At 36.6% G+C, this 25,100-nt stretch carries 24 protein-coding genes; all 24 read left to right on the top strand.

The genetic code is table 11. The annotated features are described in order from the left end of the window. Positions 1–14 precede the first annotated feature (14 nt). On the top strand, positions 15–227 hold the full coding sequence (locus tag ACX9YW_RS10080) for a biotin/lipoyl-binding carrier protein (RefSeq protein ID WP_460345724.1): 213 nt from the start codon (positions 15–17) through the stop codon (positions 225–227). Between the two features lie 25 nt (positions 228–252). After that, a complete protein-coding gene (locus tag ACX9YW_RS10075; RefSeq protein WP_460345721.1) occupies positions 253–1,791 on the top strand; it encodes an acyl-CoA carboxylase subunit beta in 1,539 nt (512 codons plus the stop codon). A gap of 111 nt (positions 1,792–1,902) precedes the next feature. Next, positions 1,903–2,799 (top strand): 2-dehydropantoate 2-reductase, encoded by an 897-nt coding sequence (locus ACX9YW_RS10070; RefSeq protein WP_460345718.1) that lies wholly within the window; start codon positions 1,903–1,905, stop codon positions 2,797–2,799. Continuing rightward, positions 2,789–3,181, top strand: coding sequence for a DUF3397 domain-containing protein (locus tag ACX9YW_RS10065; RefSeq protein ID WP_460345715.1), 393 nt, complete (start codon positions 2,789–2,791; stop codon positions 3,179–3,181). The genes ACX9YW_RS10070 and ACX9YW_RS10065 overlap by 11 nt, the downstream gene beginning before the upstream one ends. A gap of 79 nt (positions 3,182–3,260) precedes the next feature. Next, the gene (gene bshC, locus ACX9YW_RS10060) at positions 3,261–4,895 is read left to right on the top strand and encodes a bacillithiol biosynthesis cysteine-adding enzyme BshC (RefSeq protein ID WP_460345712.1); all 1,635 of its coding nucleotides are present in this window, start codon (positions 3,261–3,263) and stop codon (positions 4,893–4,895) included. Between the two features lie 208 nt (positions 4,896–5,103). Then, positions 5,104–5,535 carry a division/cell wall cluster transcriptional repressor MraZ gene (gene mraZ, locus ACX9YW_RS10055; protein ID WP_460345709.1) on the top strand — a complete coding sequence of 144 codons (432 nt, stop codon included), beginning with the start codon at positions 5,104–5,106 and terminating at the stop codon, positions 5,533–5,535. A 48-nt stretch (positions 5,536–5,583) separates the two neighbouring features. Then, positions 5,584–6,516 carry a 16S rRNA (cytosine(1402)-N(4))-methyltransferase RsmH gene (gene rsmH, locus ACX9YW_RS10050; protein ID WP_460345706.1) on the top strand — a complete coding sequence of 311 codons (933 nt, stop codon included), beginning with the start codon at positions 5,584–5,586 and terminating at the stop codon, positions 6,514–6,516. 26 nt (positions 6,517–6,542) lie between these two features. Continuing rightward, a complete protein-coding gene (gene ftsL / locus ACX9YW_RS10045) occupies positions 6,543–6,908 on the top strand; it encodes a cell division protein FtsL (RefSeq protein WP_460345703.1) in 366 nt (121 codons plus the stop codon). Continuing rightward, on the top strand, positions 6,905–9,124 hold the full coding sequence (locus ACX9YW_RS10040; RefSeq protein ID WP_460345700.1) for a penicillin-binding transpeptidase domain-containing protein: 2,220 nt from the start codon (positions 6,905–6,907) through the stop codon (positions 9,122–9,124). The genes ftsL and ACX9YW_RS10040 overlap by 4 nt, the downstream gene beginning before the upstream one ends. 103 nt (positions 9,125–9,227) lie before the next feature. Beyond that, complete coding sequence (locus ACX9YW_RS10035; protein ID WP_460345697.1) at positions 9,228–11,144, top strand: stage V sporulation protein D; 1,917 nt, start codon at positions 9,228–9,230, stop codon at positions 11,142–11,144. Between the two features lie 141 nt (positions 11,145–11,285). Then, positions 11,286–12,746, top strand: a complete 1,461-nt coding sequence (locus ACX9YW_RS10030) for a UDP-N-acetylmuramoyl-L-alanyl-D-glutamate--2,6-diaminopimelate ligase (protein ID WP_460345694.1) — start codon at positions 11,286–11,288, stop codon at positions 12,744–12,746. Between the two features lies 1 nt (position 12,747). Then, positions 12,748–13,179, top strand: coding sequence for a hypothetical protein (locus ACX9YW_RS10025; RefSeq protein WP_460345691.1), 432 nt, complete (start codon positions 12,748–12,750; stop codon positions 13,177–13,179). Positions 13,180–13,181: 2 nt separating this feature from the next. After that, positions 13,182–14,156, top strand: a complete 975-nt coding sequence (gene mraY / locus ACX9YW_RS10020; protein ID WP_460345688.1) for a phospho-N-acetylmuramoyl-pentapeptide-transferase — start codon at positions 13,182–13,184, stop codon at positions 14,154–14,156. Next, positions 14,157–15,506 carry a UDP-N-acetylmuramoyl-L-alanine--D-glutamate ligase gene (gene murD / locus ACX9YW_RS10015; protein ID WP_460345685.1) on the top strand — a complete coding sequence of 450 codons (1,350 nt, stop codon included), beginning with the start codon at positions 14,157–14,159 and terminating at the stop codon, positions 15,504–15,506. 74 nt (positions 15,507–15,580) lie between these two features. Further along, entirely contained in the window at positions 15,581–16,681 is a 1,101-nt protein-coding gene (gene spoVE, locus ACX9YW_RS10010) for a stage V sporulation protein E (protein ID WP_460345903.1), read from the top strand. Between the two features lie 120 nt (positions 16,682–16,801). Next, complete coding sequence (gene murB / locus ACX9YW_RS10005; protein WP_460345682.1) at positions 16,802–17,710, top strand: UDP-N-acetylmuramate dehydrogenase; 909 nt, start codon at positions 16,802–16,804, stop codon at positions 17,708–17,710. A gap of 145 nt (positions 17,711–17,855) precedes the next feature. After that, a complete protein-coding gene (locus tag ACX9YW_RS10000; protein WP_460345679.1) occupies positions 17,856–18,638 on the top strand; it encodes a cell division protein FtsQ/DivIB in 783 nt (260 codons plus the stop codon). Then, a complete protein-coding gene (locus tag ACX9YW_RS09995) occupies positions 18,622–19,317 on the top strand; it encodes a DUF881 domain-containing protein (protein ID WP_460345676.1) in 696 nt (231 codons plus the stop codon). Before ACX9YW_RS10000 ends, ACX9YW_RS09995 begins: the two co-directional genes overlap by 17 nt. 27 nt (positions 19,318–19,344) lie before the next feature. Further along, positions 19,345–20,073 carry a DUF881 domain-containing protein gene (locus ACX9YW_RS09990; RefSeq protein WP_460345673.1) on the top strand — a complete coding sequence of 243 codons (729 nt, stop codon included), beginning with the start codon at positions 19,345–19,347 and terminating at the stop codon, positions 20,071–20,073. Between the two features lie 4 nt (positions 20,074–20,077). Beyond that, positions 20,078–20,431 (top strand): small basic family protein, encoded by a 354-nt coding sequence (locus ACX9YW_RS09985; RefSeq protein WP_460345670.1) that lies wholly within the window; start codon positions 20,078–20,080, stop codon positions 20,429–20,431. A 132-nt stretch (positions 20,432–20,563) separates the two neighbouring features. Beyond that, positions 20,564–21,844 carry a cell division protein FtsA gene (gene ftsA, locus ACX9YW_RS09980; RefSeq protein WP_460345667.1) on the top strand — a complete coding sequence of 427 codons (1,281 nt, stop codon included), beginning with the start codon at positions 20,564–20,566 and terminating at the stop codon, positions 21,842–21,844. 38 nt (positions 21,845–21,882) lie between these two features. Beyond that, a complete protein-coding gene (gene ftsZ, locus ACX9YW_RS09975; protein ID WP_460345664.1) occupies positions 21,883–23,022 on the top strand; it encodes a cell division protein FtsZ in 1,140 nt (379 codons plus the stop codon). Between the two features lie 230 nt (positions 23,023–23,252). Further along, on the top strand, positions 23,253–24,191 hold the full coding sequence (gene spoIIGA, locus ACX9YW_RS09970) for a sigma-E processing peptidase SpoIIGA (protein WP_460345659.1): 939 nt from the start codon (positions 23,253–23,255) through the stop codon (positions 24,189–24,191). Between the two features lie 46 nt (positions 24,192–24,237). Next, positions 24,238–24,957: an RNA polymerase sporulation sigma factor SigE gene (sigE, locus tag ACX9YW_RS09965; protein WP_460345656.1), complete on the top strand. Its 720-nt coding sequence runs from the start codon at positions 24,238–24,240 to the stop codon at positions 24,955–24,957. The last annotated feature ends 143 nt before the right edge of the window (positions 24,958–25,100 follow it).

The raw sequence follows: 25,100 nt of genomic DNA, 5'->3' as shown, positions 1-25,100 counted from the left end.
GAGGAAAATGAATAATGAAAGAAATTACTGCATCAATGGCTGGCACTGTATTTAATATTTTAGTTTCTACAGGTGAGGAAGTGGCTGTAGGAGATCAAGTTCTAGTTTTGGAATCAATGAAAATGGAAATTCCGGTTGACAGCTCTTTTGCAGGTAAAGTTGTTGAGGTAAAGGTTAATATCGGTGATTTTGTTAATGAAGGTGACGTTTTAGTAGTCATCGAATAAGATACAAAACTTTGGGAGGAGAAATATGACAATCCAAACTTTAAATGATAGCTTGTTTCAAAAACGAAAAGAAATAGAAGCAGGCGGCCATCTAAAATATCACGAAAAACAAAAGGAACAGAATAAATTGTTCGTTCGCGACCGATTAGCATTGCTGTTTGATAATGGGGCATATGAAGAAGATGGCAAGTTTGCTAATTATACTGCAGGTGACCTGCCAGCTGATGGGGTTGTTACTGCTATTGGAAAGGTGAATGGCCAAACAGTTTGTGTAATGGCCAATGATTCGACTGTTAAAGCAGGTTCATGGGGTGCTCGAACAGTTGAAAAAATCATCCGAATTCAAGAAGTTGCTGAAAAATTGAAAGTACCACTGCTTTACCTAGTTGATTCGGCCGGTGCGAGGATTACCGACCAACTTGATATGTTCCCGAATCGCCGTGGAGCTGGTAAAATTTTTTATAATCAAGTGAAATTATCAGGTATGGTACCTCAAGTTTGCTTGCTTTTTGGACCATCTGCTGCGGGTGGAGCTTACATACCTGCATTTTGTGATATTGTCATTATGGTTGATAAAAACGCATCCATGTATTTAGGTTCACCGCGTATGGCGGAAAAGGTTATTGGCGAAAAGGTTACCCTTGAGGAAATGGGTGGTGCAAGAATGCATTGCACTATTAGTGGCTGTGGTGACCAGTTGGCCTTAAGTGAAGAGGATGCCATTGAATCTGCGAGAAAATATTTGAGCTATTTTCCAGCTAATTTTAAAAATAAGCCAGTTAAATTGGATGGTGTGTTGCCAAAACAAGGGCGAACATTAGAGGAAATCATTCCGGAGAATCAAAACGCCCCGTTTGATATGTACGAGTGTATTGACCAATTAATTGACGAAGGCAGTTTTTTTGAAATAAAAAAACTTTTTGCACCTGAAATTATCACGGGATTTGCTCGAGTAGATGGTAGAGTTGTTGGAATTATCGCCAACCAGCCAAAGGTAAAGGGTGGAGTATTATTCGTTGACTCAGCTGATAAAGCAGCCAAATTCATTACTCTATGTAATGCCTTTCATATTCCATTAATTTTCCTTGCTGATGTGCCAGGTTTTATGATTGGAACTAAGGTAGAACGTGCGGGGATTATTCGTCACGGGGCCAAATTAATTGCGGCGATGAGCTCGGCAACTGTACCGAAAATTTCGGTTATTGTTAGAAAAGCTTACGGGGCTGGTCTATATGCAATGGCTGGTCCAGCTTTTGAGCCGGATTGTTGTATCGCATTACCAACAGCACAGATTGCTGTCATGGGACCAGAAGCTGCTGTTAATGCTGTTTATTCTAATAAAATAAATGAAATAACAGATCCTAAGGAAAGATTTGCATTTGTTCAAGAAAAACATCAAGAGTATAAAGAGCATATTGACATATACAAATTAGCGTCAGAATTAATTGTCGATGAAATAGTTGCTCCATCCGAGTTGCGAGACGTACTTGTACAACGGTTGAATCTATACGAAACGAAAGAAATGTTTTTTAGTGACAGAAAGCATCCAGTTTATCCTGTATAATTAATGGAGGATTCCTATTTTGGGATCCTTTTTTGTTGATAATTTTTTGTACAAGCCTCCTCTATCTTTGGTAATATATAGATAAATCGGGAGAGAAAGAAGGGTTAACATTTGAAGGTAGCAATTATTGGTGGTGGATCAATTGGTCTCCTTTTTGCCTATTATTTAAGCGACAAGTACGATGTGACCTTATATACAAGAACAGAACAACAAACACAAGCAATTTTAGACAATGGCATCCATATAATGACAAATGGGATAACTCATAGAAAATGGGTAAATTCGAAGTGTGTTGATTATTGGCAAGGGATGGAAGAACTTACATTTATAGCGGTTAAACAATATCATTTGGAACAATTTATAAATGATACCTTGAATAAAAATTCCCGCAATACCAAGCTAATATTTCTTCAAAACGGTATGGGACATCTAAAACTACTAGAGAATCTTGATTCGACTTCAGTCTATGTTAGTACGGTTGAACACGGTGTGTTTAAAAAGAATAATTTTTCCGTTTCCCACAACGGCATCGGGCTAACGAAAATATCTTTATATAAAGGGGAGGAAACACTACCCTCTACAATCTTTTCGATTTCTAATTTTCCAATTGTACTTGAGGAAGATTTTTATAGTATGCTAGTTAGAAAACTAATCATTAACGCAATCATAAATCCATTAACCGCACTGCTCCGTATAACTAACGGTCAAATTATTGAAAATATGTATTATCTTGAAGCTGCTAAAGGTATTTTTAGAGAAGTGGCTGAGGTTTTGGAATTAGAAAATCGTGAATCGTATTTCCAACAGGTACTTGATGTGTGTCATAAGACAGCGAAAAATCGTTCGTCAATGCTTAAGGATATTGAACAAAATAGACAAACAGAAATCGAGGCAATCATTGGATATATTTTAGAAGAAGCTGAAAAGAAAGAGAAAAAGGCTCCCATCTGTCAAATGCTGTTTGATTTAATTAAGGGGAGTGAAATAGGGAGATCAAATGATGGTTGATATTTTTTCGTCATTTTTAGCTACATTCATTACTGTTCCTATGTTTGTGTATTTTGTTTTATTTATTGTTAGCAAGGTAATGACAAAGCATCATCGTAGGTCAGTTCAATTGGCCATCGATTATAGTACGATATTTTTTATTTTAGCGGTTCATTTTTTAATTGTAACGATCTGGGAACGTTCATTTCTATGGGTAATCATAATCATTATGCTTTTTTGTGCTATTATATTCGCGATAATAAACTGGAAGGTAAAAGGTGAAATTATTTTCACACGCGTTTTTAAGGGTTTCTGGCGTTTTTGTTTTCTTATTTTTGTCATTGCTTATTTATCATTGCTAATATATGGAATCATACATAGGGTGAATGGTTACTTATCGTAAGCAAAAATTTTTTATGTTTTTAGCGACAGTGTTATACTCATATTTAGAAAATAGTGTTACTTAGAAAGGGCGTAAATGAATGGAGATTTTAAATCTCTCGTTACCAACAACAAATCAATTTGCATCAGGATACCTACAGCAAAATCCTGAAATAATGACTTTTTTTCATTACCGATATGGAGATTTAACTAGTGATAAAAAGCGGTTAGCTGAACTTAAGGATAGAGTATTCCCTAGAGAACTTTTAGCAAATCACATTGAGCAGTTTATGAATCGGTATCCAACATCTGCAAAGGTGTCGGAATCTCTTTCAAAATTAAAAAATCCCGATAGCGTAGTGGTAATTGGCGGTCAGCAAGCAGGGATTTTAACAGGTCCTTTATATAGCATACATAAGGTCATTTCGATTATTAAACTTGCTGAGGAAAAAGAAAAAATATTAAATGTACCTGTTATACCTGTTTTTTGGATTGCTGGTGAGGACCATGATTATCAAGAGGTCAATCATGTCTACCTTCCGCATGGGCAAAAACTTGCTAAAAAAGTGTATCCAGATAAAATTGCAAATAAGAAAATGGTTTCAGATATAGAATTAAATGAGGAATTATGTCAGACATGGATGGAAGAAATACTGGAAGTTCTTGGTGAGGCTGAATATACTCATGAGATCCAACATTTCGTTCAAAAGGCTATTTCCCAATCTAAAGACTTTGTTGATTTCTTTGCTTACATAATTATGGAGTTGTTTAAGGACAAAGGAATTCTGCTTGTTGATTCAGCCAACCCTGATTTAAGAAAAATAGAAAAAGCCTACTTTCTTGATTTTATAAATTATCATAGAGAAATTTCAATTGCTTTATTTAGGCAACAAGAAGAGATTTTATCTAACGGATTTTCATTAACAATTGAATCAGCGAAGAACTCTGCCAATCTTTTTTATTATGAAGAGAAATATAACGAGCGACTATTGTTAGAGTTTAATGAAGATACCAATTTATTTATGAGTAAAAAAAATAACGTTTCTTTCAGCTTGGACGAACTAACTACAATTTCTAATGATTTCCCTGAGCGGTTAAGTAATAATGTCGTTACACGACCGCTTATGCAGGAACTGCTATTTCCGACCCTTGCCTTTATTGCGGGCCCAGGGGAAATCGCTTATTGGGGCGAATTAAAAAAGGTATTTGAACTATTTGAGATGAAAATGCCTCCAATTGTTCCTAGATTAAATATTAGCTTTCTTGAAAGAGCGGTTGAAAGTGATATTTTTGACCTTGGATTAACGATTGAGGAAGTGCTACGGTCTGGAACATCATCTGCAGTTGAAAGCTTTTTCTCTTCGGTGAAGGATGCCGAGATTACAGAACAATTTTTAAATATGAAGGAACATGTATCTGAGCAATATAAGGTTATCGAACAAAAACTTGCTGGATTAGATAAGGGGTTACTGCCTTTGTTGTTAAAGAATGAAGCAAAGTTGTTGGAACAAATTGATTTTATGCAGGTGAAAATTGATCAATCCATACAGCAAAAGCATTCAAACACCTTTCAGAAATTTAATCGAATTGAAAATTCGCTGCGCCCAAATGGTGGACCTCAAGAACGAACATGGAATGTATTTTATTTTTTAAATAAATATGGGTTTACGATAATAAAGAATTTATTAGAGCTGCCACTTGAATTTGATGGTAAACATAAGGTAATAAAACTATAGGAAAAAGTGTAACTTTCCCCCAATCCAGTAGAAGGATTGGGGTTTTTATTTTTGGATATTAGGCTAATAGTAGCAATTTTTAGTATTTTTCTAGAAAAGTTATCGAAGTTTGAAGGGATTCTTACCTTAAAGGGCGAATTACTTAAAAAAGAGTGGAGGAAAGTGGGGGATTGTGGTACATTTTAGTTAGAAAGTGGGTGAACTGGGTATGTTTATGGGTGAACATCATCATAACATTGATAGTAAAGGACGACTTATTGTCCCTGCTAAATTTCGCGATAGTCTTGGAGAGTATTTTGTACTTACACGCGGTTTAGATCAATGTTTGTTTGGATATCCCATAAGCGAGTGGAATGAAATTGAGCAAAAGCTTAAGGCCTTACCACTAACAAAAAAAGATGCCCGGGCATTCACACGATTTTTCTTCTCTGGAGCAACAGAAAGCGAAATCGACAAACAAGGAAGAATCAATATTCCAACACCACTTCTTCAATATGCAAAATTAGAAAAAGAATGTGTTATTTTAGGGGTTTCCAATCGAATTGAAATATGGAGCAAGGAGATTTGGGAAGACTATTTTAATGAGTCGAGTGAATCTTTTGCGGAAATTGCAGAAAATATGATTGGGTTTGATATATAATTATACTCATATAATAATTTTTCAATTCGAAAAAGGAGTTATTTTTACATGTTTGATCATACAACAGTACTTTTGAAAGAAACAGTCGACGGTTTAAATATTAAACCGGATGGAACTTATGTGGATTGTACTCTCGGTGGAGCAGGTCACAGTGAGCTAATATTATCTCAGTTGTCAGAGGATGGTAGGCTAATTGCATTTGACCAAGATCAGATAGCCATTGACCATGCATCAGAAAAACTAGCTAAATACAAAGGGCAGGTAACATTTATTAAAAGTAACTTTCTCCACCTAAAAGAGAAACTTGCTGAAATCGGTCTTCAAAAGGTTGATGGAGTTCTTTATGATTTGGGAGTATCTTCACCTCAATTAGATACACCTGAACGTGGGTTCAGTTACCACCATGATGCCCCCCTTGATATGCGAATGGACCAAGAGTCGGATATTTCTGCTTACCATGTCGTCAACCACTGGTCATATGAAGACTTAGTAAGGATCTTTTTTCAATATGGTGAAGAGAAATTTTCAAAACAAATTGCTCGCAAAATAGAAGCAGCTAGAGCAATAAAACCAATTCAGACAACAAGTGAATTAGTTGAACTGATTAAAGACGGAATCCCTGCTCCAGCAAGAAGGAAAGGCGGACATCCTGCCAAACGTGTATTTCAAGCCATCAGAATAGCGGTAAATGATGAATTAGCCGTATTTGAAAAATCTCTCCATCAAGCTATTGAGATACTTAATCCTAGCGGAAGAATTAGTGTGATTACCTTTCATTCTCTTGAAGATCGGATTTGCAAAGTGGCTTTTAAGAAGAATAGTGAAGGACCGGAATTACCACCAGGGCTGCCGTTTATTCCACAAGAATATGAACCGGTATTAAAGCTTATTACCAGAAAACCAATACTTCCTTCGGATGAGGAATTAGAGCATAATAATCGTGCACGATCGGCAAAGCTGCGCATCGCCGAAAAAAGATAAAAACACAACTTTCGGGAGGGGAACTCATGAGTAATTTGGCAAGAAAATATCAACAAGAAACTAAGGGACAACCACAAAAAAAGAGGCAGCCATTAAACCAACCAAAAGAGAAATTCTTTAGAGTAACTCCGGGAGAAAAAGTGTTAGGATTGCTATTTGGTACAATGGTATGTTTTGGGGCAGTACATTTAATTTCTGCCCAAGCATCCATATACGAAATGAATAAGGATATTACTTCTATGGAAACCGCAATCCAAGAGCAGAAAAAAGTAAATAAAGATTTAATGATAGAAAAGAAGGAATTAAGTAATTACGAACGGATAATGAGCAAAGCTAGTGAAAGAGGCATGAAATTAAAGGATAATAATGTTAAGGTTGTGCGGGAAAAATGATTAAAAAACAACGAAATATGAATTTCGGAGCAGCCCTATTGTTTGTTGGATTCGGCCTGCTCTTTTTTGTCTTATTGTCTCGTTTTGCCTTTATTCAAATTACAGGGGAAGCATCAGGGCAGGTAATTGCCGAATTCGCGGAGAAAAAATATATCCGGGAACGAGTCATTGAAGCCAATAGAGGTTCCATTTTTGATAAAAATGGAGAGGTCATTGCTGAAGATGCTGCAGCTTATACGCTAGTTGCGATATTAAGTGATAAAGTAACAAATGATCCGAAAAAGCCGCGCCATGTAGTTGACCCGGAAAAAACGGCAAGAGCTCTCGCGGAGTTTATTGATTTACCGGAAGCGGAGATATATCGAATTTTGACTAAGAAAACAGAGAAAGGTCCCTTTCAAGTTGAATTCGGAAAAGCTGGAAAGGATATTTCGCATCAAACAAAAAAGGCAATAGAAAAGCTGAAGTTACCTGGCGTTATTTTTACTCGGGATTCAAAACGATTTTATCCTAATGGAATATTTGCTTCTCATTTAGTTGGATTCGTTGAAGAAAAAGAAGATGAGAAAGGTAAAGTAAAAAAAGTTGGAACTCTAGGAATCGAGCAAAGTCTTGATGAACAACTTTCCGGAAGTAACGGCAAAATTAAATATGAGAGTGATATTTGGGGAATCGCGCTTCCAAGTGGAAAAGAAAATATTGACCCTGCAGATAATGGTAAGGATGTCTATTTAACAATTGATAAAAAAATTCAAACCTTTGTAGAAGACGCTCTTAATAAAGTTGATAAGGAATATAAGCCTAAAAAAATGATTGCGATTGTTGCGGATCCCAAAACAGGAGAAATTTTAGCGATGGGACAGAGACCATCCTTTCATCCTAAAACAAGAGATGGAATTGATAAAAGCTGGCACAATGAGGCAATAGAAACTTCATTTGAGCCTGGATCTACAATGAAAATCTTTACTCTTGCCGCCGCCATTGAGGAAAATAAATTTGATCCAAATGAATGGTATGAATCAGGTTCTTACAAAGTTGGACCTGACCGGATTCGTGACCATAACTGGTCAGGATGGGGGAGTATCACATATTTAGAAGGAGTTCAACGATCATCCAACGTAGCTTTTGCAAATTTGGCTGAAAAGAAACTTGGATTTGAAAAATTTCATGAATATCTAATGAAATTTGGTTTTGGACAGCAAACAGGAATTGATTTGCCGCAAGAAACAACTGGAACGATTCTATATAACTATCCACTTGAAAAAATTACCACATCATTTGGTCAAGGGTCTACGCTTACACCTATCCAACAAATACAGGCGGCTACAGCCGTTGCCAATGATGGAAAAATGATGAAGCCACATGTCATTAAGAAAGTAGTAGATCGTGATAAAAATAAAGTCATCCTAGAAAAGAAACCTGAAGTTGTAAGTGAACCAATTTCTGCGGCGACAGCCAAGCAGGTACGGGATATTCTTGAAACGGTTGTAACTTCTCCTAAGGGAACAGGTAACCGATATCAAATTGATGGGTATAGTGTTGCAGGTAAAACAGGTACGGCTGAAATCCCTGGACCGAATGGTAAGTATTTAACTGGACCGCAGAATTATATTTTCTCATTCCTTGGAATGGCTCCAAAGGATGATCCTAAATTAGTGGTGTATGTTGCTGTCCAACAACCAGAACTGGATAGTTACTTTAAAGGATCCATCCCTGTTTCAATGGTTTTTAATTCTGTGATGAAAAATAGCTTGCAATATATGAATATTGAGCCGACAAAAACAAAAAAAGCTACTACAGTTGTTTTGCCTGATGTGAGTAGTGAAACGCCAAAAAACGCTAAAAAAATACTAGAATCTCTTGGTCTGGAAGTTGCATTAATAGGTAAAGGATCAAAAATCATTGGTCAGTTACCAAAACCAAGCCAGACAGTTTTAGAGGGTGAAAAAATAATTATTAAAACAGATGGAGAACAATATTTTCCAGATTTATCAGGTTGGTCATTAAGGGATGCCATAAAAGTTGCTAATCTTGCTGGATTAAAGCTTAATCCAATTGGAAATGGTTTTGTTGTAAAGCAAAATATAGCACCAGGTTCTACGATTAAAACTGGTGAATACTTAATATTGAATTTTGAAACACCGTTGGAACAGTTCGAAAAAGGACAAAATCAAATTAAGGAAGAAGATCCTTTAGAAATTGAAGTTAAGGATTGACCGATACTCCTCCATGCTCGTTCTAATTAAAAAAGTACAAGCATATATTTGAAACGACGAATCGTATAAAAGGACGAGTAAAAGGAGGAGCGTCGGTTAAAATATGAGAGTTTCAAATGTGACTGTTAGAAAGCGATTAGCTGTCGCCTTATTCATTGGAATATTAATCTTTTTTATTATTGATGTTCGCTTAGGTTATGTACAATTTGTATTAGGAGATATGTTAACAGACCGAGCAAGAGATTCTTGGAGTCGTAATATTCATTTTGAGCCTGAGAGGGGACAAATCGTTGATCGAAACGGTGTTGCTTTAGCAACTAATATTAGTGCACCAACCATTTATGTTGTACCTAGACAGGTGAAGAATCCAGCTGAGACAGCAGAAAAATTAGCAGCTACCTTAAAAGCTTCTAAAGAAAATGTCTTTAAGCAAATTACCAAAAAAACATCCAGTGTAAGGTTAAAAGAAGGACGAAAAATTTCGCATGAAAAAGCAAAAGAAATTCGGTCCCTAGGACTTGAAGGTGTTTATATTGGGGAAGATTCGAAGAGACATTATCCATATGGCAGCTATCTTTCTCATGTATTAGGTTTTGCGGGAATTGATAATCAAGGTCTAATGGGACTTGAACTTTATTACGATAAGGCATTACAGGGGAAGAAGGGGTCTGTTCAGTTTTATGCAGATGCCAAAGGGGCTAGAATGAAAAATATGGCAGATGATTATGAGCCGCCAGTAGATGGGTTAGATTTAAAATTAACCATAGATACAAAGGTTCAAACCATTGTCGAACGAGAACTTGATATTGCACAGGCAAAGTATAACCCTGATGGAATCATCGCAATAGCAATGGATCCTAATACAGGTGAAATCCTTGCAATGTCTAGTCGTCCTGATTTTGATCCTGCGAATTTTAGAAATGTTCCACAGGAAGTTTATAACCGTAATCTTCCTGTTTGGAGTACGTATGAACCTGGATCAACCTTTAAAATTATTACTCTTGCTGCAGCGCTCGAAGAAGGAAAGGTAGATTTGCAAAAGGAGCATTTTCATGACCCAGGGTATGCCAAGGTTGAAGGAGCTACTTTACGCTGTTGGAAAAAAGGTGGACATGGCTCTCAAAGCTTTTTAGAGGTAGTCCAAAATTCCTGTAACCCGGGATTTGTTGAACTAGGTCAGCGTTTAGGAAAAGATACGTTATTTAAATACATTAAAGATTTTGGCTTCGGTCAGAAGACCGGTATCGATTTACAAGGGGAAGGAACAGGAATTATGTTCAAGATGGCCAATGTTGGCCCGGTAGAACTGGCTACAACAGCCTTTGGACAAGGGGTTTCTGTAACCCCTATTCAACAGGTTTCTGCTGTTGCAGCAGCTGTGAATGGTGGTACTTTATATACACCATATATTGCAAAAGAACTTGTTGACCCGATTACTAAAGAAATTGTAATGAAAAATTCACCAGTTCCTAAACGACGTGTGATTTCTGAAGCAACCTCGAAAGAGATTCGTCATGCCCTAGAAAGTGTAGTAGCCCAAGGAACTGGGGGAAGAGCATTTGTCGATTCTTATCGTGTAGGAGGAAAGACCGGAACGGCACAAAAAGCCCAAAATGGTAGATATCTCGAAAATAATCATATCGTGTCGTTTATCGGTTTCGCCCCAGCAGATGACCCACAAATTGTTGTCTATGTTGGAGTCGATAATCCGAAGGGTACAGTTCAATTCGGAGGAGTAGTTTCGGCCCCAATTGTTGGAGCAATAATGGAAGATAGTCTTCATGCTATGAATGTGAAACCAAGAAAAAATCAAATCCCGAAAAAAATGACCTGGGAGGATAAGCCTGTTATTGAGGTGCCAGATTTAATGGGCTTGTCAAAAAAAGAAATTCAAGAGCAATTAATTGACCTGAAAATTGACGCAAGCGGTGAAGGAAATATCGTTGTCAAACAGTCTCCGGAGCCGGGTACAAAACTAAAGGAAGGTTCGACTATTCGCCTATATTTTGATAAAAAATAAGATGGTTGGGGCGGCGGCAAAGGAGCTGCCGTCCATTTTTTATATGACTAATGGAGATTTTAAAGATTTTCATGTAATATAATACACAGTTATATCTTGCTTCATAAGTTTTCTGTTTATATTGAGAGGATTTGATTTGTTTTGAAATTACAACAACTACTAGAAAGCTTACAATTATTAACGCCTTATACAGGACCTGATGTAGAAATAGCTTCTATTGAAAATGATAATCGAAACGTTAAAGCAGGAAGTTTATTCATTTGCATTAAAGGCTATACAGTTGACGGTCATCATTTTGCAGGTTCAGCCGTATTGAACGGGGCTGTTGCAGTTATTTCGGAAAGAGAACTTAACCTAGAGGTTCCAGTTATTATAGTTAAGGATACTACTAGAGCGATGGCCCTTCTTGCTGATGCCTTTTATGGGCAGCCTAGTCAGCAACTTCATGTTATTGGAATAACAGGAACTAACGGAAAAACTACAACTAGTCATTTAATTGAAAAAATCCTTTCAGACAACCAACAAATGACTGGATTAATTGGAACGATGTACACAAAAATTGGCGAGGAAATCGAACCTTCAAAAAATACGACACCAGAAAGTTTAGCCTTGCAAAAGACATTTCGGTCGATGCTTGACAAAGGTGTAACGACAGCTATAATGGAAGTTTCCTCTCACGCTTTAGATTTAGGGCGAGTTCATGGTACAGATTTTGACGTCGCCATCTTTACGAATATTAGTCAAGATCATTTGGACTATCACAAAACGATGCAGGAATATACACAGGCTAAGGGGCTGTTGTTTTCACAATTAGGGAATAGCTTTAAGTTCAATAAACCAAAGTTCGCTGTTTTAAATGCAGATGAATCTACGTTTAATGATTATAAAAAAATAACCGCTGCTCATGTTGTTTCTTATGGTATTGATAAGGAAGCTGATTTTCGAGCACAAAATATTACCCTTACGCCAAGTGGCACTAAATTTAATCTTTTACTGGCGGGTCAAGTCTATCCTGTAAAATTGCAATTGGCAGGTAAATTTAATGTCTATAATGCGTTAGCTAGTATTGCTGCAGCATTTGTTTCTAAAATACCGATTTTTAACATTATCACCTCATTAGAAAATGTTGAGGGTGTAGCTGGCAGATTTGAATTAGTCAAAGCTGACCAGGATTATACGGTCATTGTTGATTATGCGCATACACCTGAAGCATTGGAGAACGTATTGAAGACAATTAATCAACTTACTAAAAACAATGTTTATGTGGTTGTAGGTTGCGGTGGAGACCGCGATAAAACGAAGCGACCGATTATGGCTAGAATTGCCTGTCAATATGCCACTTACCCGGTATTTACATCTGATAATCCAAGGAGCGAAGATCCGCTTTCAATTTTGTCTGATATGGAAGAAGGAGTTAAAGGAAAATCCTATAAAACCATCGTTGACCGACGGGAAGCGATTAATTTTGCCATCAAACAGGCGAAACCCGGTGATGTAGTTTTGATTGCCGGAAAAGGGCATGAAACCTACCAAATCATCGGTACGGATGTTTATGATTTTGATGACCGTCTGGTGGCAAAAGAGGCGATTGAGGAGAGATAAAATGTTTTTAACGTATCATGACTTAGCGAATTTGTTTCCTAAAGTTAAAGGAGTTAAAGATGAATTTGTTTTTAATACAATCTCTACAGATGCCAGCTTAAAGCAAGAACGGGGGTTATTTGTACCGTTATTTATCGATTCTGGTGATTTAATGACAGCCATTCAAAATGGGGCAATTGCATGTGTATGGGATGAGGGTATTCCAGTCCCTTCTTATATTCCAAGTCAGTTTCCCGTCTTTTATACAAATGATTTAAAGGATGCGTTTGAGTCAATCATCCGCACCTATTCACAATTAATAAATGGAGAAAAAATAGAAATGATCGATAGAACCAATTTCCTAATTATTCAAGAAAAACTTCTGAATGACGAGTTATCGTCATATGATAAACAATTATTAACATTCGTCCCGAAAGAGGAGGGGAGGGGATAAAAATGTTGGAACAAGTTATTTTTTTCACAATTCTATTAGGTTTCCTTATAACAGTTTTAATTTCGCCAATTTTTATCCCTTTTTTACGGAGGTTAAAATTCGGGCAAAGTATAAGAGAAGAAGGACCAAAGAGTCATCAAAAGAAAACTGGGACGCCGACAATGGGCGGAGTAATGATTCTCTTATCTATTATCATAACGACTTTTGTGATGACAGGTAAATTTGCTGAACCTACTGCGAAAACATATTTATTATTGATTGTTACTTTTGGTTTTGGTTTACTTGGCTTTTTAGATGATTTTATTAAGGTAGTTATGAAAAGAAATCTTGGGCTAACATCTAAGCAAAAGTTGTTAGGGCAAATTATTGTTTCCGCTATTTTTTATTTTATATATATCCAAAATGAGTTATCGACTGAAGTTACGATCCCCTTAACGGACTTATCATTTGATCTTAGCTGGTTTTATTTTTTCTTTGTTTTATTTTGGTTAGTAGGTTTTTCGAATGCTGTTAATTTAACGGATGGGCTAGACGGGCTTGTTTCAGGAACATCTGCTATCGCATTTGGGGCTTTAGCCGTACTAGCTTGGAGTCTATCGCAATTTGAGGTTGCCATATTTTCGGTGGCAGTGGTAGGAGCTGTTTTAGGATTTTTGGTTTTTAATGCTCATCCAGCAAAGGTTTTTATGGGGGATACGGGATCTCTTGCACTAGGCGGAGCTATCGCCTCGGTGGCAATCCTTTTAAAACTTGAAATTTTGCTTATTGTAATTGGTTTTGTTTTTGTAATGGAAACCTTATCTGTCATTCTTCAAGTTATTTCCTTTAAAACAACTGGAAAGCGTATTTTCCGGATGAGCCCAATTCACCATCATTATGAACTAATTGGTTGGTCGGAATGGCGGGTCGTTGTGACCTTTTGGGCGGTCGGATTACTATGTGCGATTCTCGGAATCTATATAGAGGTGTGGTTATAATTGAAACAGCTAACAAAATATCAGCATAAAAAAATATTAGTGCTTGGCTTGGCGAAAAGTGGCGTAAGCGCCGCTTCCCTATTACATAAGCTTGGTGCTTTTGTTACGGTTAACGATATGAAACCTTTATCAGAGAACCCGGAAGCTCAAGGGTTACTTGAACAAGGAATTACTGTCATTTGTGGTGATCATCCGGTTGATTTACTTGATGAAGGTTTTGAGTTAATTGTGAAAAATCCAGGAATTCCATATCATAATCCAATGATCGTAATGGCTATCGAAAGGGGAATCCCAGTCATTACTGAAGTGCAGTTAGCTTACGAGATTTCAGATGCACCGTTTATAGGGATAACTGGAACAAATGGAAAAACAACAACAACAACTTTAATCTATGAAATGTTAAAAAGTGGTCAGAAAAACCCGCTAATTGCTGGAAATATTGGAACGGTCGCGTCAGATGTTGCACAAACAGCTGACAAAGACAATCAAATTGTGATTGAATTATCATCCTTTCAATTAATGGGGATTACAGACTTTAAACCTCGTTTGGCTGTCTTAACCAACCTATACAACGCTCATTTAGATTATCACGGAACAAGGCAAGAATATTTTGTGGCAAAAGCTAATATTACTAAAAATCAAACTGAAAATGACTATTTTGTTGTCAATTTTGAACAGGAAGAAGTTATGAATATCGCCAGACTCTCTCAAGCAACAATTATACCGTTTTCAACCAAACGGTTTCTGGAGTTTGGATCATCGATAAAGGATGGCTGGATTTATTTTAATAGTGAACCAATTATAGAAAGAGAAAATATTGTTCTACCAGGAGATCATAACCTTGAAAATATCCTTTCAGCCATTGCTGTTGCAAAATTAATAGGGGTTGAAAATCATGCGATTCAAGACGTCTTATCGACGTTTACTGGAGTAAAACACCGCTTGCAATATATCGGAGAGAAACATGGGCGAAAGTTTTATAATGACTCAAAAGCTACGAATATTTTAGCAACACAAAATGCATTAGCTGCGTTTAAAGAGCCTGTAATTTTATTAGCTGGCGGACTGGACCGTGGTAATGAATTTGATTCCCTTATACCTACTTTAAAAAATGTAAAAGCATTAGTTACATTTGGTCAAACTGCCGAAAAGCTTGAAAGGGTTGGAAGAGAAGCAGGAATAAAATCAATTATTCGTGTCGATAATGTGGAAAAGGCAGTGCCTGTGGCATTTGAACTTTCTGAAGTAGACGATGTAATCCTCTTATCTCCCGCATGTGCTAGTTGGGATCAATATAAAACTTTTGAGGTTCGTGGTGACATTTTTATAAATGCCGTGCATAAGCTTTAGTAAGGGCTTGTCTACATATAAAAAAAATATGTGAGCCTGACTTTGCCCTAAATTGTGCAGTCGAGGTGTATTAAATTGTGACCAAAAAAACAACTCCAGATTTAATTTTAATTATTGTTACCTTTATGCTTCTTGCAATAGGCTTAATCATGGTCTATAGTGCCAGTGCAATTTGGGCAGATTATAAGTTCAATGATTCATTTTTCTTTGCTAAAAGGCAAATGCTTTTTGCCGGGGTAGGAATTATTGCGATGTTTTTTATCATGAATATCAATTATTTAACTTGGCGAACTTGGGCAAAAATTATTTTAATCGTTTGTTTTGTCCTCTTGATAGTCGTTCTTATACCTGGTATAGGTAATGTACGGAATGGCTCAAGGAGCTGGATAGGTGTAGGAGCCTTTTCAATCCAGCCATCTGAATTTATGAAACTTGCGATGATTGCCTTTTTGGCGAAATTTTTATCGGAAAACCAAAAATTAGTTACTTCTTTCAAAAAGGGGCTCATCCCTTCCCTTGGTTTAGTTTTTCTTGCCTTCGGGTTAATAATGGTACAACCGGATCTAGGGACCGGAACTGTTATGGTTGGGACATGCGTCGTTATGATTCTAGTAGCAGGAGCAAGAATATGGCATTTCGCCATCTTTGCTTTATTAGGAGTGGCTGGCTTTATTGGATTGGTGCTATCCGCACCATACCGGATAAAACGGATTACTTCTTTTCTTGACCCTTGGCAAGATCCTCTGGGAAGTGGGTTCCAAATCATTCAGTCGTTATATGCGATTGGTCCAGGGGGATTATTTGGGTTAGGTCTCGGTCAAAGTAGGCAAAAGTTTTTTTATCTACCCGAACCACAGACTGACTTTATTTTTGCCATTTTAGCAGAGGAACTTGGATTTATTGGAGGTTCATTTATTTTATTACTTTTTAGCTTATTGTTATGGCGAGGGATACGGATCGCTCTTGGTGCGCCTGACCTTTTTGGCAGTTTTTTAGCTGTTGGAATTATTGCAATGGTAGCTATACAGGTGATGATTAATATTGGGGTAGTTACAGGGCTAATGCCTGTTACGGGAATAACTTTACCATTCCTTAGTTATGGTGGTTCATCTCTTACCTTGATGCTAATGGCAATAGGTGTTCTACTCAACATCAGCAGATATTCTAGATACTAACATATTTTACCCTGTTTATTTACAGGGTATTTTTATTTATAATTCAAAAGAGTAGCCCAAAAAACATTCGTTTGCATAAAATACATATAAGGCTTTTTGGAACAGAAAGGGAGGTTACAAATGAACAGCTTGTTAACCGAAATGAGAGAATTAAATCTTGGTAAGGTTAAAGAAAATGAACTATTGGCCAATCATACGACAATGAAAATCGGGGGACCAGTTGATATATTTATCGAACCATCTTCCATTGAAAATATTGAAAAATTGATGGAACTTATTATAAAATACAAAACACCTTGGCGAGCAATTGGGAGGGGTTCAAACCTTCTTGTTTCGGATTTAGGAATGGAAGGTATTGTTATTAAGCTTGGTGCTGGATTAGATCATTTGACGATAAATGGCCAGTCTATTACTGTTGGTGGAGGACATTCCTTGGTAAGCTTATCGACCATTATTAGTAAGAAAGGTTATTCTGGTCTTGAATTTGCCAGTGGAATTCCAGGCTCGGTTGGCGGAGCTGTCTATATGAATGCAGGTGCTCATGGTTCAGATATTTCGAAAATATTAGAAAAAGCAAGAGTTTTGTTTGAGGATGGGACGATTAGCTGGTTATCCAATCAGGAGATGGAGTTTTCTTACCGAACATCATGTTTACAGAAGAAACGACCAGGTATTGTTTTAGAGGCAGTTTTTCAATTAACTGAAGGTGACCGTGCTAAAATTGTTGATGAAATGCAAAAGAATAAAGATTACCGGAAAAAAACCCAACCATATAACTTTCCATGTGCGGGAAGTATTTTCCGCAATCCATTACCTCATTATGCAGGCAAATTGATTGAATCGGCAGGACTAAAGGGGTACTCCATTGGTGGAGCTAAAATTTCTGAAATGCACGGAAATTTTATTGTTAATGCTGGAAATGGGAAAGCCCAGGATGTATTAGATTTAATTCAACATGTTAAAAAAACGATATTTGATCTATACCAAATCGAAATGGAAACAGAAGTTGAAATAATTGGAAAAAGGTAATTGTTGAAAAACCTTTAAATAATCATTGGCTAACAGGAGAATATCCCCTTTTGATTTACAAATATTGTGATATAATAATAATTTGTAACGGCATGAACTTGTTCGTGCCGTTGTTTCGATTATAAGTTTCTAGGGGTGAAAATGAATGGGAAGGGGAAAAATAGTTTCGCTAGAAGATCGTGTTCCTATGCTAAAACAACAACGAAGAAAAAAAGCAAATCGACGCTTGATTTTATTGTTGGTGTTATTTTTTTCCTTGATTGCCTGCGTGGCTTATTTTCAATCTCCTCTTAGTAAAGTGAAACAAATTACCGTAATAGGAAATAATCATTACTCGTCAGAGCAAATATCCCGTCACTCGGGTATTAGTCTAAATACGAATATTTGGAAACTCAAGAAGGATCATGTTGTCGATAGCATAAAAGAACTACCCGAAATAAAAAATGTAACAGTCACCATTATTTTTCCAAATAAGGTCCAGATAAAAATAGAGGAATTCAGACGTGTAGCTTATATGATGAAGGAAACTTCCTTTTATCCGATTTTAGAAAATGGGAAACTGGTTAAGAACGGGAAATTAGCTAATTTGCCATTTGATGCTCCAGTCTTAAAAAATTTTTCTGAAGGAAAAGTTTTAGAAGAAATGATCCGTAGCTTAAGTGAATTACCTCCAGAGGTTGTTAATTCCATTTCGGAAATCCATCATACGCCGAAAGACACAGATTCATACCATATTACCTTATTTACAAACGAGGGATTTGAAATCACTGCAACATTGCGTACATTTTCAGGGAAAATGCGGCATTATCCTGCGATTATCAGTCAACTGGACTCAAAAATTAAAGGGATTATTGATATGGAAGTAGGTTCATATTTTAAAGCTTATGAAGCAGAAGAGGAGGAAAATCAAGATGAAAGTGAAAGGTAATCATGTCATCTTGGCATTAGTGTTCCTCGTTCTAGGATACATGATTGCTTTTTCGTATCATTTAACGGATAAAATGAATGAACGGGCACCACAAACAAGCAAGCAATGGGAACGTAATTTAAGTCTTCGTAACCAAATAATCAATGTGCAAGAAAGAAACCGTGAGTTACAAAAAGAATTAACCAAAAAACAAGAAAAGGTTTCTCAAATTGAAAAAGAGCTATCAAAAGAGGCTCAAGTTTATTTTGATCTAGCCGATGATATTGAGAAATACCGGATGTTCATAGGCAAAGTGAAAGTAAAGGGAAAAGGTGTCGAAGTTACCCTTGCTGATGGTGATTATAACCCAACGGAGGAAAATGCCAATAATTATATCGTCCATGAGTCACATGTTTTTAAGGTGATTAATGAATTATATATTTCTGGGGCATCTGTTATCAGTATAAATGGTCAACGTCTTTCCCATAATTCCTATATTCATTGTAATGGGCCTGTTATTACAATTGATGGCTACCAACATCCAGCCCCTTTTGTGATCTCAGCGATAGGGGACCCTGAGGTCTTAACTGCTGCTCTTAATCTTTCGGGTGGAGTAACAGATCAACTTTTAAGTGACAATGTAGTTGTGTCATTAGCAACAAGTAATGAAATTATCATTGATCCGTTATTAGGGAATTAGTTTAATTGGAAAAAGGAAGTTGATAGTGTGAGCATAAAAAAAAATGGGGGCTTCACTATTATCGCTTTGGTAATTGGATTTATGATTGCAATCCAATTCCAGTCAGTTCAAGAACCGGTTGTTCGCGATACAAGAGATGAATGGCAGCTTCGAGAAGATTTATTAAAAGAAAAAGAATTACAATCAAAATTAATAAAAGAAATTCAATCCAATGAAGAGAAACTTTCCATGTATGAAACGGAAAGAAAACATGGAAAAGAGCAAGTCTTAAGGGAAACCCTGAGTGAATTAGAGGAAGGAGCGGGGCTTACGGCGATTACCGGTCCTGGGATTATTCTTACGGTTCAACCGGATTTTGCTGAAATTGTTTTAGGACAACCAGTTGCTAGCGTTTCACCTGAGGTATTACAAAGACTTTTAAACGAACTGAATATGTATGAAGCATTACATATATCGATTGATGGAAACCGAATTATTAATACAACTGTTATTCGTGATATCAATAACGAAACAACAATTAATGGACAACCTATTAAAAAATTGCCGTTCGACATAGTGATTGTTACAGACAGTATGAGTTCCGCTGAAAAATTATCAAATCGGATGAAAGTCTCTAATTCAGTGGAGGATTTCTTTATTGATAATCTAAGGGTGACGGTTTCAAAACCAATTCCTGAGGTAACTGTACCTGCCTACTCTGACAAAATCAATGTTCGATACATGGAACCAATCCAGGCAGATAAAGGGGGAAGTTAAAATTATGTGGCTTCCATTTATGGGTTTAGTTATTGGGATATTTCTTGGCCTATTAACAGAGATTCGGATACCCGAAGAGTATTCCAATTATTTGTCAATTGCCGTATTGGCAGCTCTAGACACATTATTTGGAGGAATTCGGGCACATCTACAAAATATTTACGATGAGAAGGTATTTGTGTCTGGATTTTTCTTTAATATTATTCTTGCAGCAAGTTTGGCTTTTCTAGGTGTTCATCTTGGTGTAGACTTATATTTAGCAGCGGTTTTTGCGTTTGGTGTAAGGCTTTTCCAAAACATTGCTGTTATTCGAAGAATTTTGCTGACAAAATGGTCAAATAAACAAGAAAAAATTTAAAAAAAATGAGTTTTTGAAAAGGGAAATCCCTACGAATGCCGAATATTTTACTAAAGAATAAAGCTGTAAGAAATTGAAAAAAATTCGATTGTTGTTCGGATGATGGAATAGCGATTAGGGAGGTGCCAAAGAATGAACAGCAATGAAATATACGTAAGTCTTGACATCGGTACATCCAGTGTGAAAGTAATCATTGGGGAAATCGTCAATGACTCTTTAAATATCATTGGCGTAGGAAATGTTAAATCTGAAGGCTTAAGAAAAGGTTCTATCGTTGATATTGATGAGACCGTTCATTCTATAAAAAATGCAATTGAACAAGCTGAGCGAATGATAGGATTAGAAATTAATCAAGTGGTAGTTGGTATTACAGGAAACCATGTTGGACTCCAAGATTGCCACGGAATAGTAGTGATTTCAAGAGAAAACAAAGAAATTACCGAAGAAGATGTTGAACGTGTCATGGAATCAGCAGAAGGGTCAATTCCACCGGATCGAGAAATTATCAACCTAATTCCAAAACAGTTTATTGTTGATGGTCGTGATGAAATTAAAGATCCTCGGAAGATGCTAGGGGTCAGACTAGAAATGGAAGGTATTATCATTACCGGTTCTAAAACGATATTACAAAATACTTGTCGTTGTGTCGAAAGAGCTGGCCTTGATATTTTAGATATTGTCCTTCAACCTATGGCAGCAGGTGAATTGGTACTTTCAAGAGATGAGAAAGAACTAGGGGTAGCCTTAATTGATATTGGTGGAGGCTCAACAACTGTAGCTGTATTTAAGGATGGTTATTTAGAAGAAACTTCTGTCATACCTGTTGGAGGAGAGCATATTACTAAGGACATCTCTATTGGGCTTCGAACTTCAACTGAAAATGCTGAAAAAATTAAGATTGATTATGGACATGCTTTCTATGATGATGCTTCTGAGGATGTTGTTTTTAGTGTACCGGTTATAGGCAGTGATCAATATAAGCAGTTTGACCAGCTTTATTTATCGGATATTATTGAGGCTAGAATGGAAGAAATTTTTGAGCTTGTTCAAAATGAATTAAGAAAAATGGGAGTTCGTGATTTGCCAGCTGGCTTTGTTCTGACTGGTGGGGTAGCGAATATGCAAGGTGTCCTGGAACTAGCTAAGGATATTTTCCAATATCCTGTGCGTATTGCTTCACCTGATTATATCGGATTTAGAGAACCTCAGTATACAACAGCAGTTGGGTTAATTAATTATGCATATAAGAATACTAGATTACCAGTTCGTGAGCATGAATCTGCAGCAAAGGTACCTCAAACAAAGGAGAAGCGTGTCGTAAAACAACCGCAACCTAAAGCGAAGCCAGAAAAACATCCAGAAGAAAAAATGACATCAAAAGTTAAAAAATTCCTTGGTTACTTTTTTGAGTAATATTGTCGGGGAATAAGGACCAGTTAGGAGGATTTGTCATGTTGGATTTTGATACAAATATAGATCAACTTGCTACAATAAAAGTAATTGGCGTCGGTGGTGGCGGTAATAATGCAGTAAATCGCATGATTGAACACGGAGTACAAGGTGTTGACTTTATTGCGGTTAACACAGATGCTCAGGCTTTAAACTTATCAAAGGCTGAAGTAAAAATGCAAATTGGTGGTAAGCTTACCAGAGGGCTTGGCGCAGGTGCCAATCCAGAGGTTGGAAAAAAGGCAGCTGAAGAAAGCAAAGAGCAAATCGAAGAAGCACTTCGTGGAGCGGATATGGTATTCGTAACAGCAGGTATGGGCGGCGGTACTGGAACAGGTGCAGCCCCTGTTATTGCTCAAATTGCCCGAGATTTAGGTGCTCTCACTGTAGGAGTTGTCACACGTCCGTTCTCATTTGAAGGGAAAAAGAGGTCTGGCCAGGCGGCAGGAGGGATAGCTTCTTTAAAAGAAGCAGTTGATACTTTAATTGTAATCCCAAATGATCGTTTGCTAGAGATAGTCGATAAAAGTACACCTATGCTTGAGGCATTCCGTGAAGCTGATAATGTATTACGTCAAGGGGTTCAAGGGATTTCCGACTTGATCGCAACACCAGGATTAATCAACCTAGACTTTGCTGATGTTAAAACAATTATGGCTAATAAGGGCTCTGCTCTTATGGGGATTGGAATTGCTTCCGGTGAAAACCGTGCTGCAGAGGCAGCCAAAAAAGCCATTTCTTCACCTTTATTAGAAACCTCTTTAGATGGTGCTCAAGGAGTACTTATGAATATTACAGGTGGAACCAATTTAAGCTTGTATGAAGTTCAGGAGGCTGCTGATATTGTTGCATCTGCTTCAGACCAGGAAGTCAATATGATTTTTGGTTCTGTCATTAATGAGAATCTAAAAGATGAAATTATTGTAACAGTTATTGCTACAGGCTTTAATGAAGAGGTCATTATTCCAAAAGCTAATCGATCTACCGGGTTTGGACAGCCTAAAACCAATATTAATGTTGTAAAAAGGGAGCCAAAACGCGAGGAAGTTCCACAAGAGACCTACCGTAATCCTAGCCCAGCTCAGCAAGAGGACACATTAGATATCCCTACTTTCCTAAGAAATCGTAATAGAAGAAGGTAATTACAATATACATTTTTAAAGGTATGATTCTAAATGAATCATACCTTTTTTTAAATTCCATGGTGAATACAGATAAATTGACAAAATCCGAAAAGAATAGTGAAAATTTCCCCCATTTCATTTACAGAATATGACACACTTCTCCTCACATAATCGGTTATACTTTTTCGTAACGAATAATAGAAACTAGCAAAACATTCTAAAAAGACAGTATATAAGGAGGATATGTATTGACTGTTTATTTGGACGTTATTTGGTTTCTAAATTTTCTTTTTGACAGCCTCCTTCTATCCTTGGTAGCAATTATGTTAAAACGGAGTGTTCGTTGGTGGAGAATAGCGTTAGGTGGTCTAGTTGGAAGTACTATTATATTACTGAACTTTACTATTTTGGCCAGTTCTGCAAATCACCCGATAACAAAAATATGTTTTTCATTTGCTATGGTGTTGATTACATTTGGTTATAAACGTTTTCGTTTTTTTATAAAGGCTGTTTTTTTTCTATACCTTGCTACATTTTTATCAGGTGGAACATTAATAGGGGTCCATTATTTTATTAAGTTTGATTCAAGGTTAACTGATGAGGTTTTAATAGACAGTGTGAAGGGATTCGGTGACCCGATCAGTTGGTTATTTGTCATTCTGGGGTTTCCGATTGTTTGGTATTTTTCAAGAAAAGGTGTTGAGAGTTTAGAAATAACAAAAATCCAATATGATCAGCTCGTTACTGTTGATTTGTTAATCCATGATTTAGCTTGTTCCTTTAAAGGATTAATAGATAGCGGGAACCAACTTTATGACCCGATTACCAAATCACCTGTTATGATTGTTTCGATTGAGAGTGTTAAAGAACAATTTCCTATTGAATTACTACAAATGATCATGAATCCCGAAAGTTATATTTTTGGAGATTGCGAGATTCCGGTCAAATGGGAAAACAAAATAAAAATGATACCGTGTAAGGTAGTTGGTCAAGACCATCAGATAGTCATCGCCTTTAAACCCGATCAATTAGAAATTCGCACAGAGAAGGAAACGATAAATGTTACCAAGGCTTTAGTTTCCTTTACGATGCAAAAACTGTCAGGGGATGATTCATTTCAATGTATTGTTCATCCCAAAATGTTAACTGAAATGAATCATGCAAACACTTCTAGTAAGGTGAGCTAATAATACTATACACAGAACAAGTCAATTTTAGAAGGAGGTCCTTAAAATGAAAAAATTCAAACTTCGCTTAACCTACTATTGGTATAAGTTATTAATGAAATTAGGACTAAAATCAGATGAAATTTACTATATTGGTGGCAGCGAAGCGTTACCTCCTCCTTTAAGTAAAGAGGAAGAAGAAGTCCTATTAAATAAATTACCTAATGGTGATAAAGCTGCCAGGTCTATATTGATTGAACGAAATCTTAGGTTGGTTGTTTATATAGCCAGGAAGTTTGAAAATACCGGAATAAACATAGAGGATTTGATTAGTATTGGAACAATTGGGTTAATCAAAGCAGTAAATACATTCAATCCCGAAAAAAAAATTAAGCTTGCTACATATGCATCAAGGTGTATTGAAAATGAAATCTTAATGTACTTGAGAAGAAATAATAAAATTCGTTCAGAGGTGTCGTTTGATGAACCATTAAATATTGATTGGGACGGCAATGAACTTTTATTATCAGATGTTTTAGGTACGGAAGAGGATATTATCACCAAAGACCTAGAAGCTAATGTTGATAGGAAATTACTTGTAAAGGCTTTGCATCAATTATCAGAGCGCGAAAAACAAATTATGGAACTTCGATTTGGATTATCAAATGGAGAAGAAAAAACACAAAAAGATGTTGCTGATATGTTAGGTATCTCGCAATCCTATATATCTAGATTAGAAAAAAGAATTATTAAAAGGCTAAGAAAAGAATTTAATAAAATGGTATAACTGAAAAAAAAGTTTGGCTTTTTTAAAAACTTTAAACCCTTGATACCACTAATAAAATTGATTATGAATGGTATGAGATTCCAATTTGTGTTTTGGTTATATGTGCATATTTTTCCTTCCCACGGAGATACTTAAGTTTGTAC

The organism is Pseudoneobacillus rhizolycopersici, assembly GCF_054786815.1.
The sequence above is the reverse complement of the archived record's forward strand: the minus strand, read 5'-3'. Positions and strand labels throughout refer to the sequence as shown.

Excerpts from the sequence above, each read along its gene's own strand:
- ACX9YW_RS10080 (WP_460345724.1), top strand. The coding sequence starts at position 15 with ATGAAAGAAATTACTGCATCAATGGCTGGCACTGTATTTAATATTTTA.
- ACX9YW_RS10075 (WP_460345721.1), top strand. The coding sequence starts at position 253 with ATGACAATCCAAACTTTAAATGATAGCTTGTTTCAAAAACGAAAAGAA.
- ACX9YW_RS10065 (WP_460345715.1), top strand. The coding sequence starts at position 2,789 with ATGATGGTTGATATTTTTTCGTCATTTTTAGCTACATTCATTACTGTT.
- bshC (WP_460345712.1), top strand. The coding sequence starts at position 3,261 with ATGGAGATTTTAAATCTCTCGTTACCAACAACAAATCAATTTGCATCA.
- mraZ (WP_460345709.1), top strand. The coding sequence starts at position 5,104 with ATGTTTATGGGTGAACATCATCATAACATTGATAGTAAAGGACGACTT.
- rsmH (WP_460345706.1), top strand. The coding sequence starts at position 5,584 with ATGTTTGATCATACAACAGTACTTTTGAAAGAAACAGTCGACGGTTTA.
- ftsL (WP_460345703.1), top strand. The coding sequence starts at position 6,543 with ATGAGTAATTTGGCAAGAAAATATCAACAAGAAACTAAGGGACAACCA.
- ACX9YW_RS10040 (WP_460345700.1), top strand. The coding sequence starts at position 6,905 with ATGATTAAAAAACAACGAAATATGAATTTCGGAGCAGCCCTATTGTTT.
- ACX9YW_RS10035 (WP_460345697.1), top strand. The coding sequence starts at position 9,228 with ATGAGAGTTTCAAATGTGACTGTTAGAAAGCGATTAGCTGTCGCCTTA.
- ACX9YW_RS10025 (WP_460345691.1), top strand. The coding sequence starts at position 12,748 with ATGTTTTTAACGTATCATGACTTAGCGAATTTGTTTCCTAAAGTTAAA.
- mraY (WP_460345688.1), top strand. The coding sequence starts at position 13,182 with ATGTTGGAACAAGTTATTTTTTTCACAATTCTATTAGGTTTCCTTATA.
- murB (WP_460345682.1), top strand. The coding sequence starts at position 16,802 with ATGAACAGCTTGTTAACCGAAATGAGAGAATTAAATCTTGGTAAGGTT.
- ACX9YW_RS10000 (WP_460345679.1), top strand. The coding sequence starts at position 17,856 with ATGGGAAGGGGAAAAATAGTTTCGCTAGAAGATCGTGTTCCTATGCTA.
- ACX9YW_RS09995 (WP_460345676.1), top strand. The coding sequence starts at position 18,622 with ATGAAAGTGAAAGGTAATCATGTCATCTTGGCATTAGTGTTCCTCGTT.
- ACX9YW_RS09985 (WP_460345670.1), top strand. The coding sequence starts at position 20,078 with ATGTGGCTTCCATTTATGGGTTTAGTTATTGGGATATTTCTTGGCCTA.
- ftsA (WP_460345667.1), top strand. The coding sequence starts at position 20,564 with ATGAACAGCAATGAAATATACGTAAGTCTTGACATCGGTACATCCAGT.
- ftsZ (WP_460345664.1), top strand. The coding sequence starts at position 21,883 with ATGTTGGATTTTGATACAAATATAGATCAACTTGCTACAATAAAAGTA.
- sigE (WP_460345656.1), top strand. The coding sequence starts at position 24,238 with ATGAAAAAATTCAAACTTCGCTTAACCTACTATTGGTATAAGTTATTA.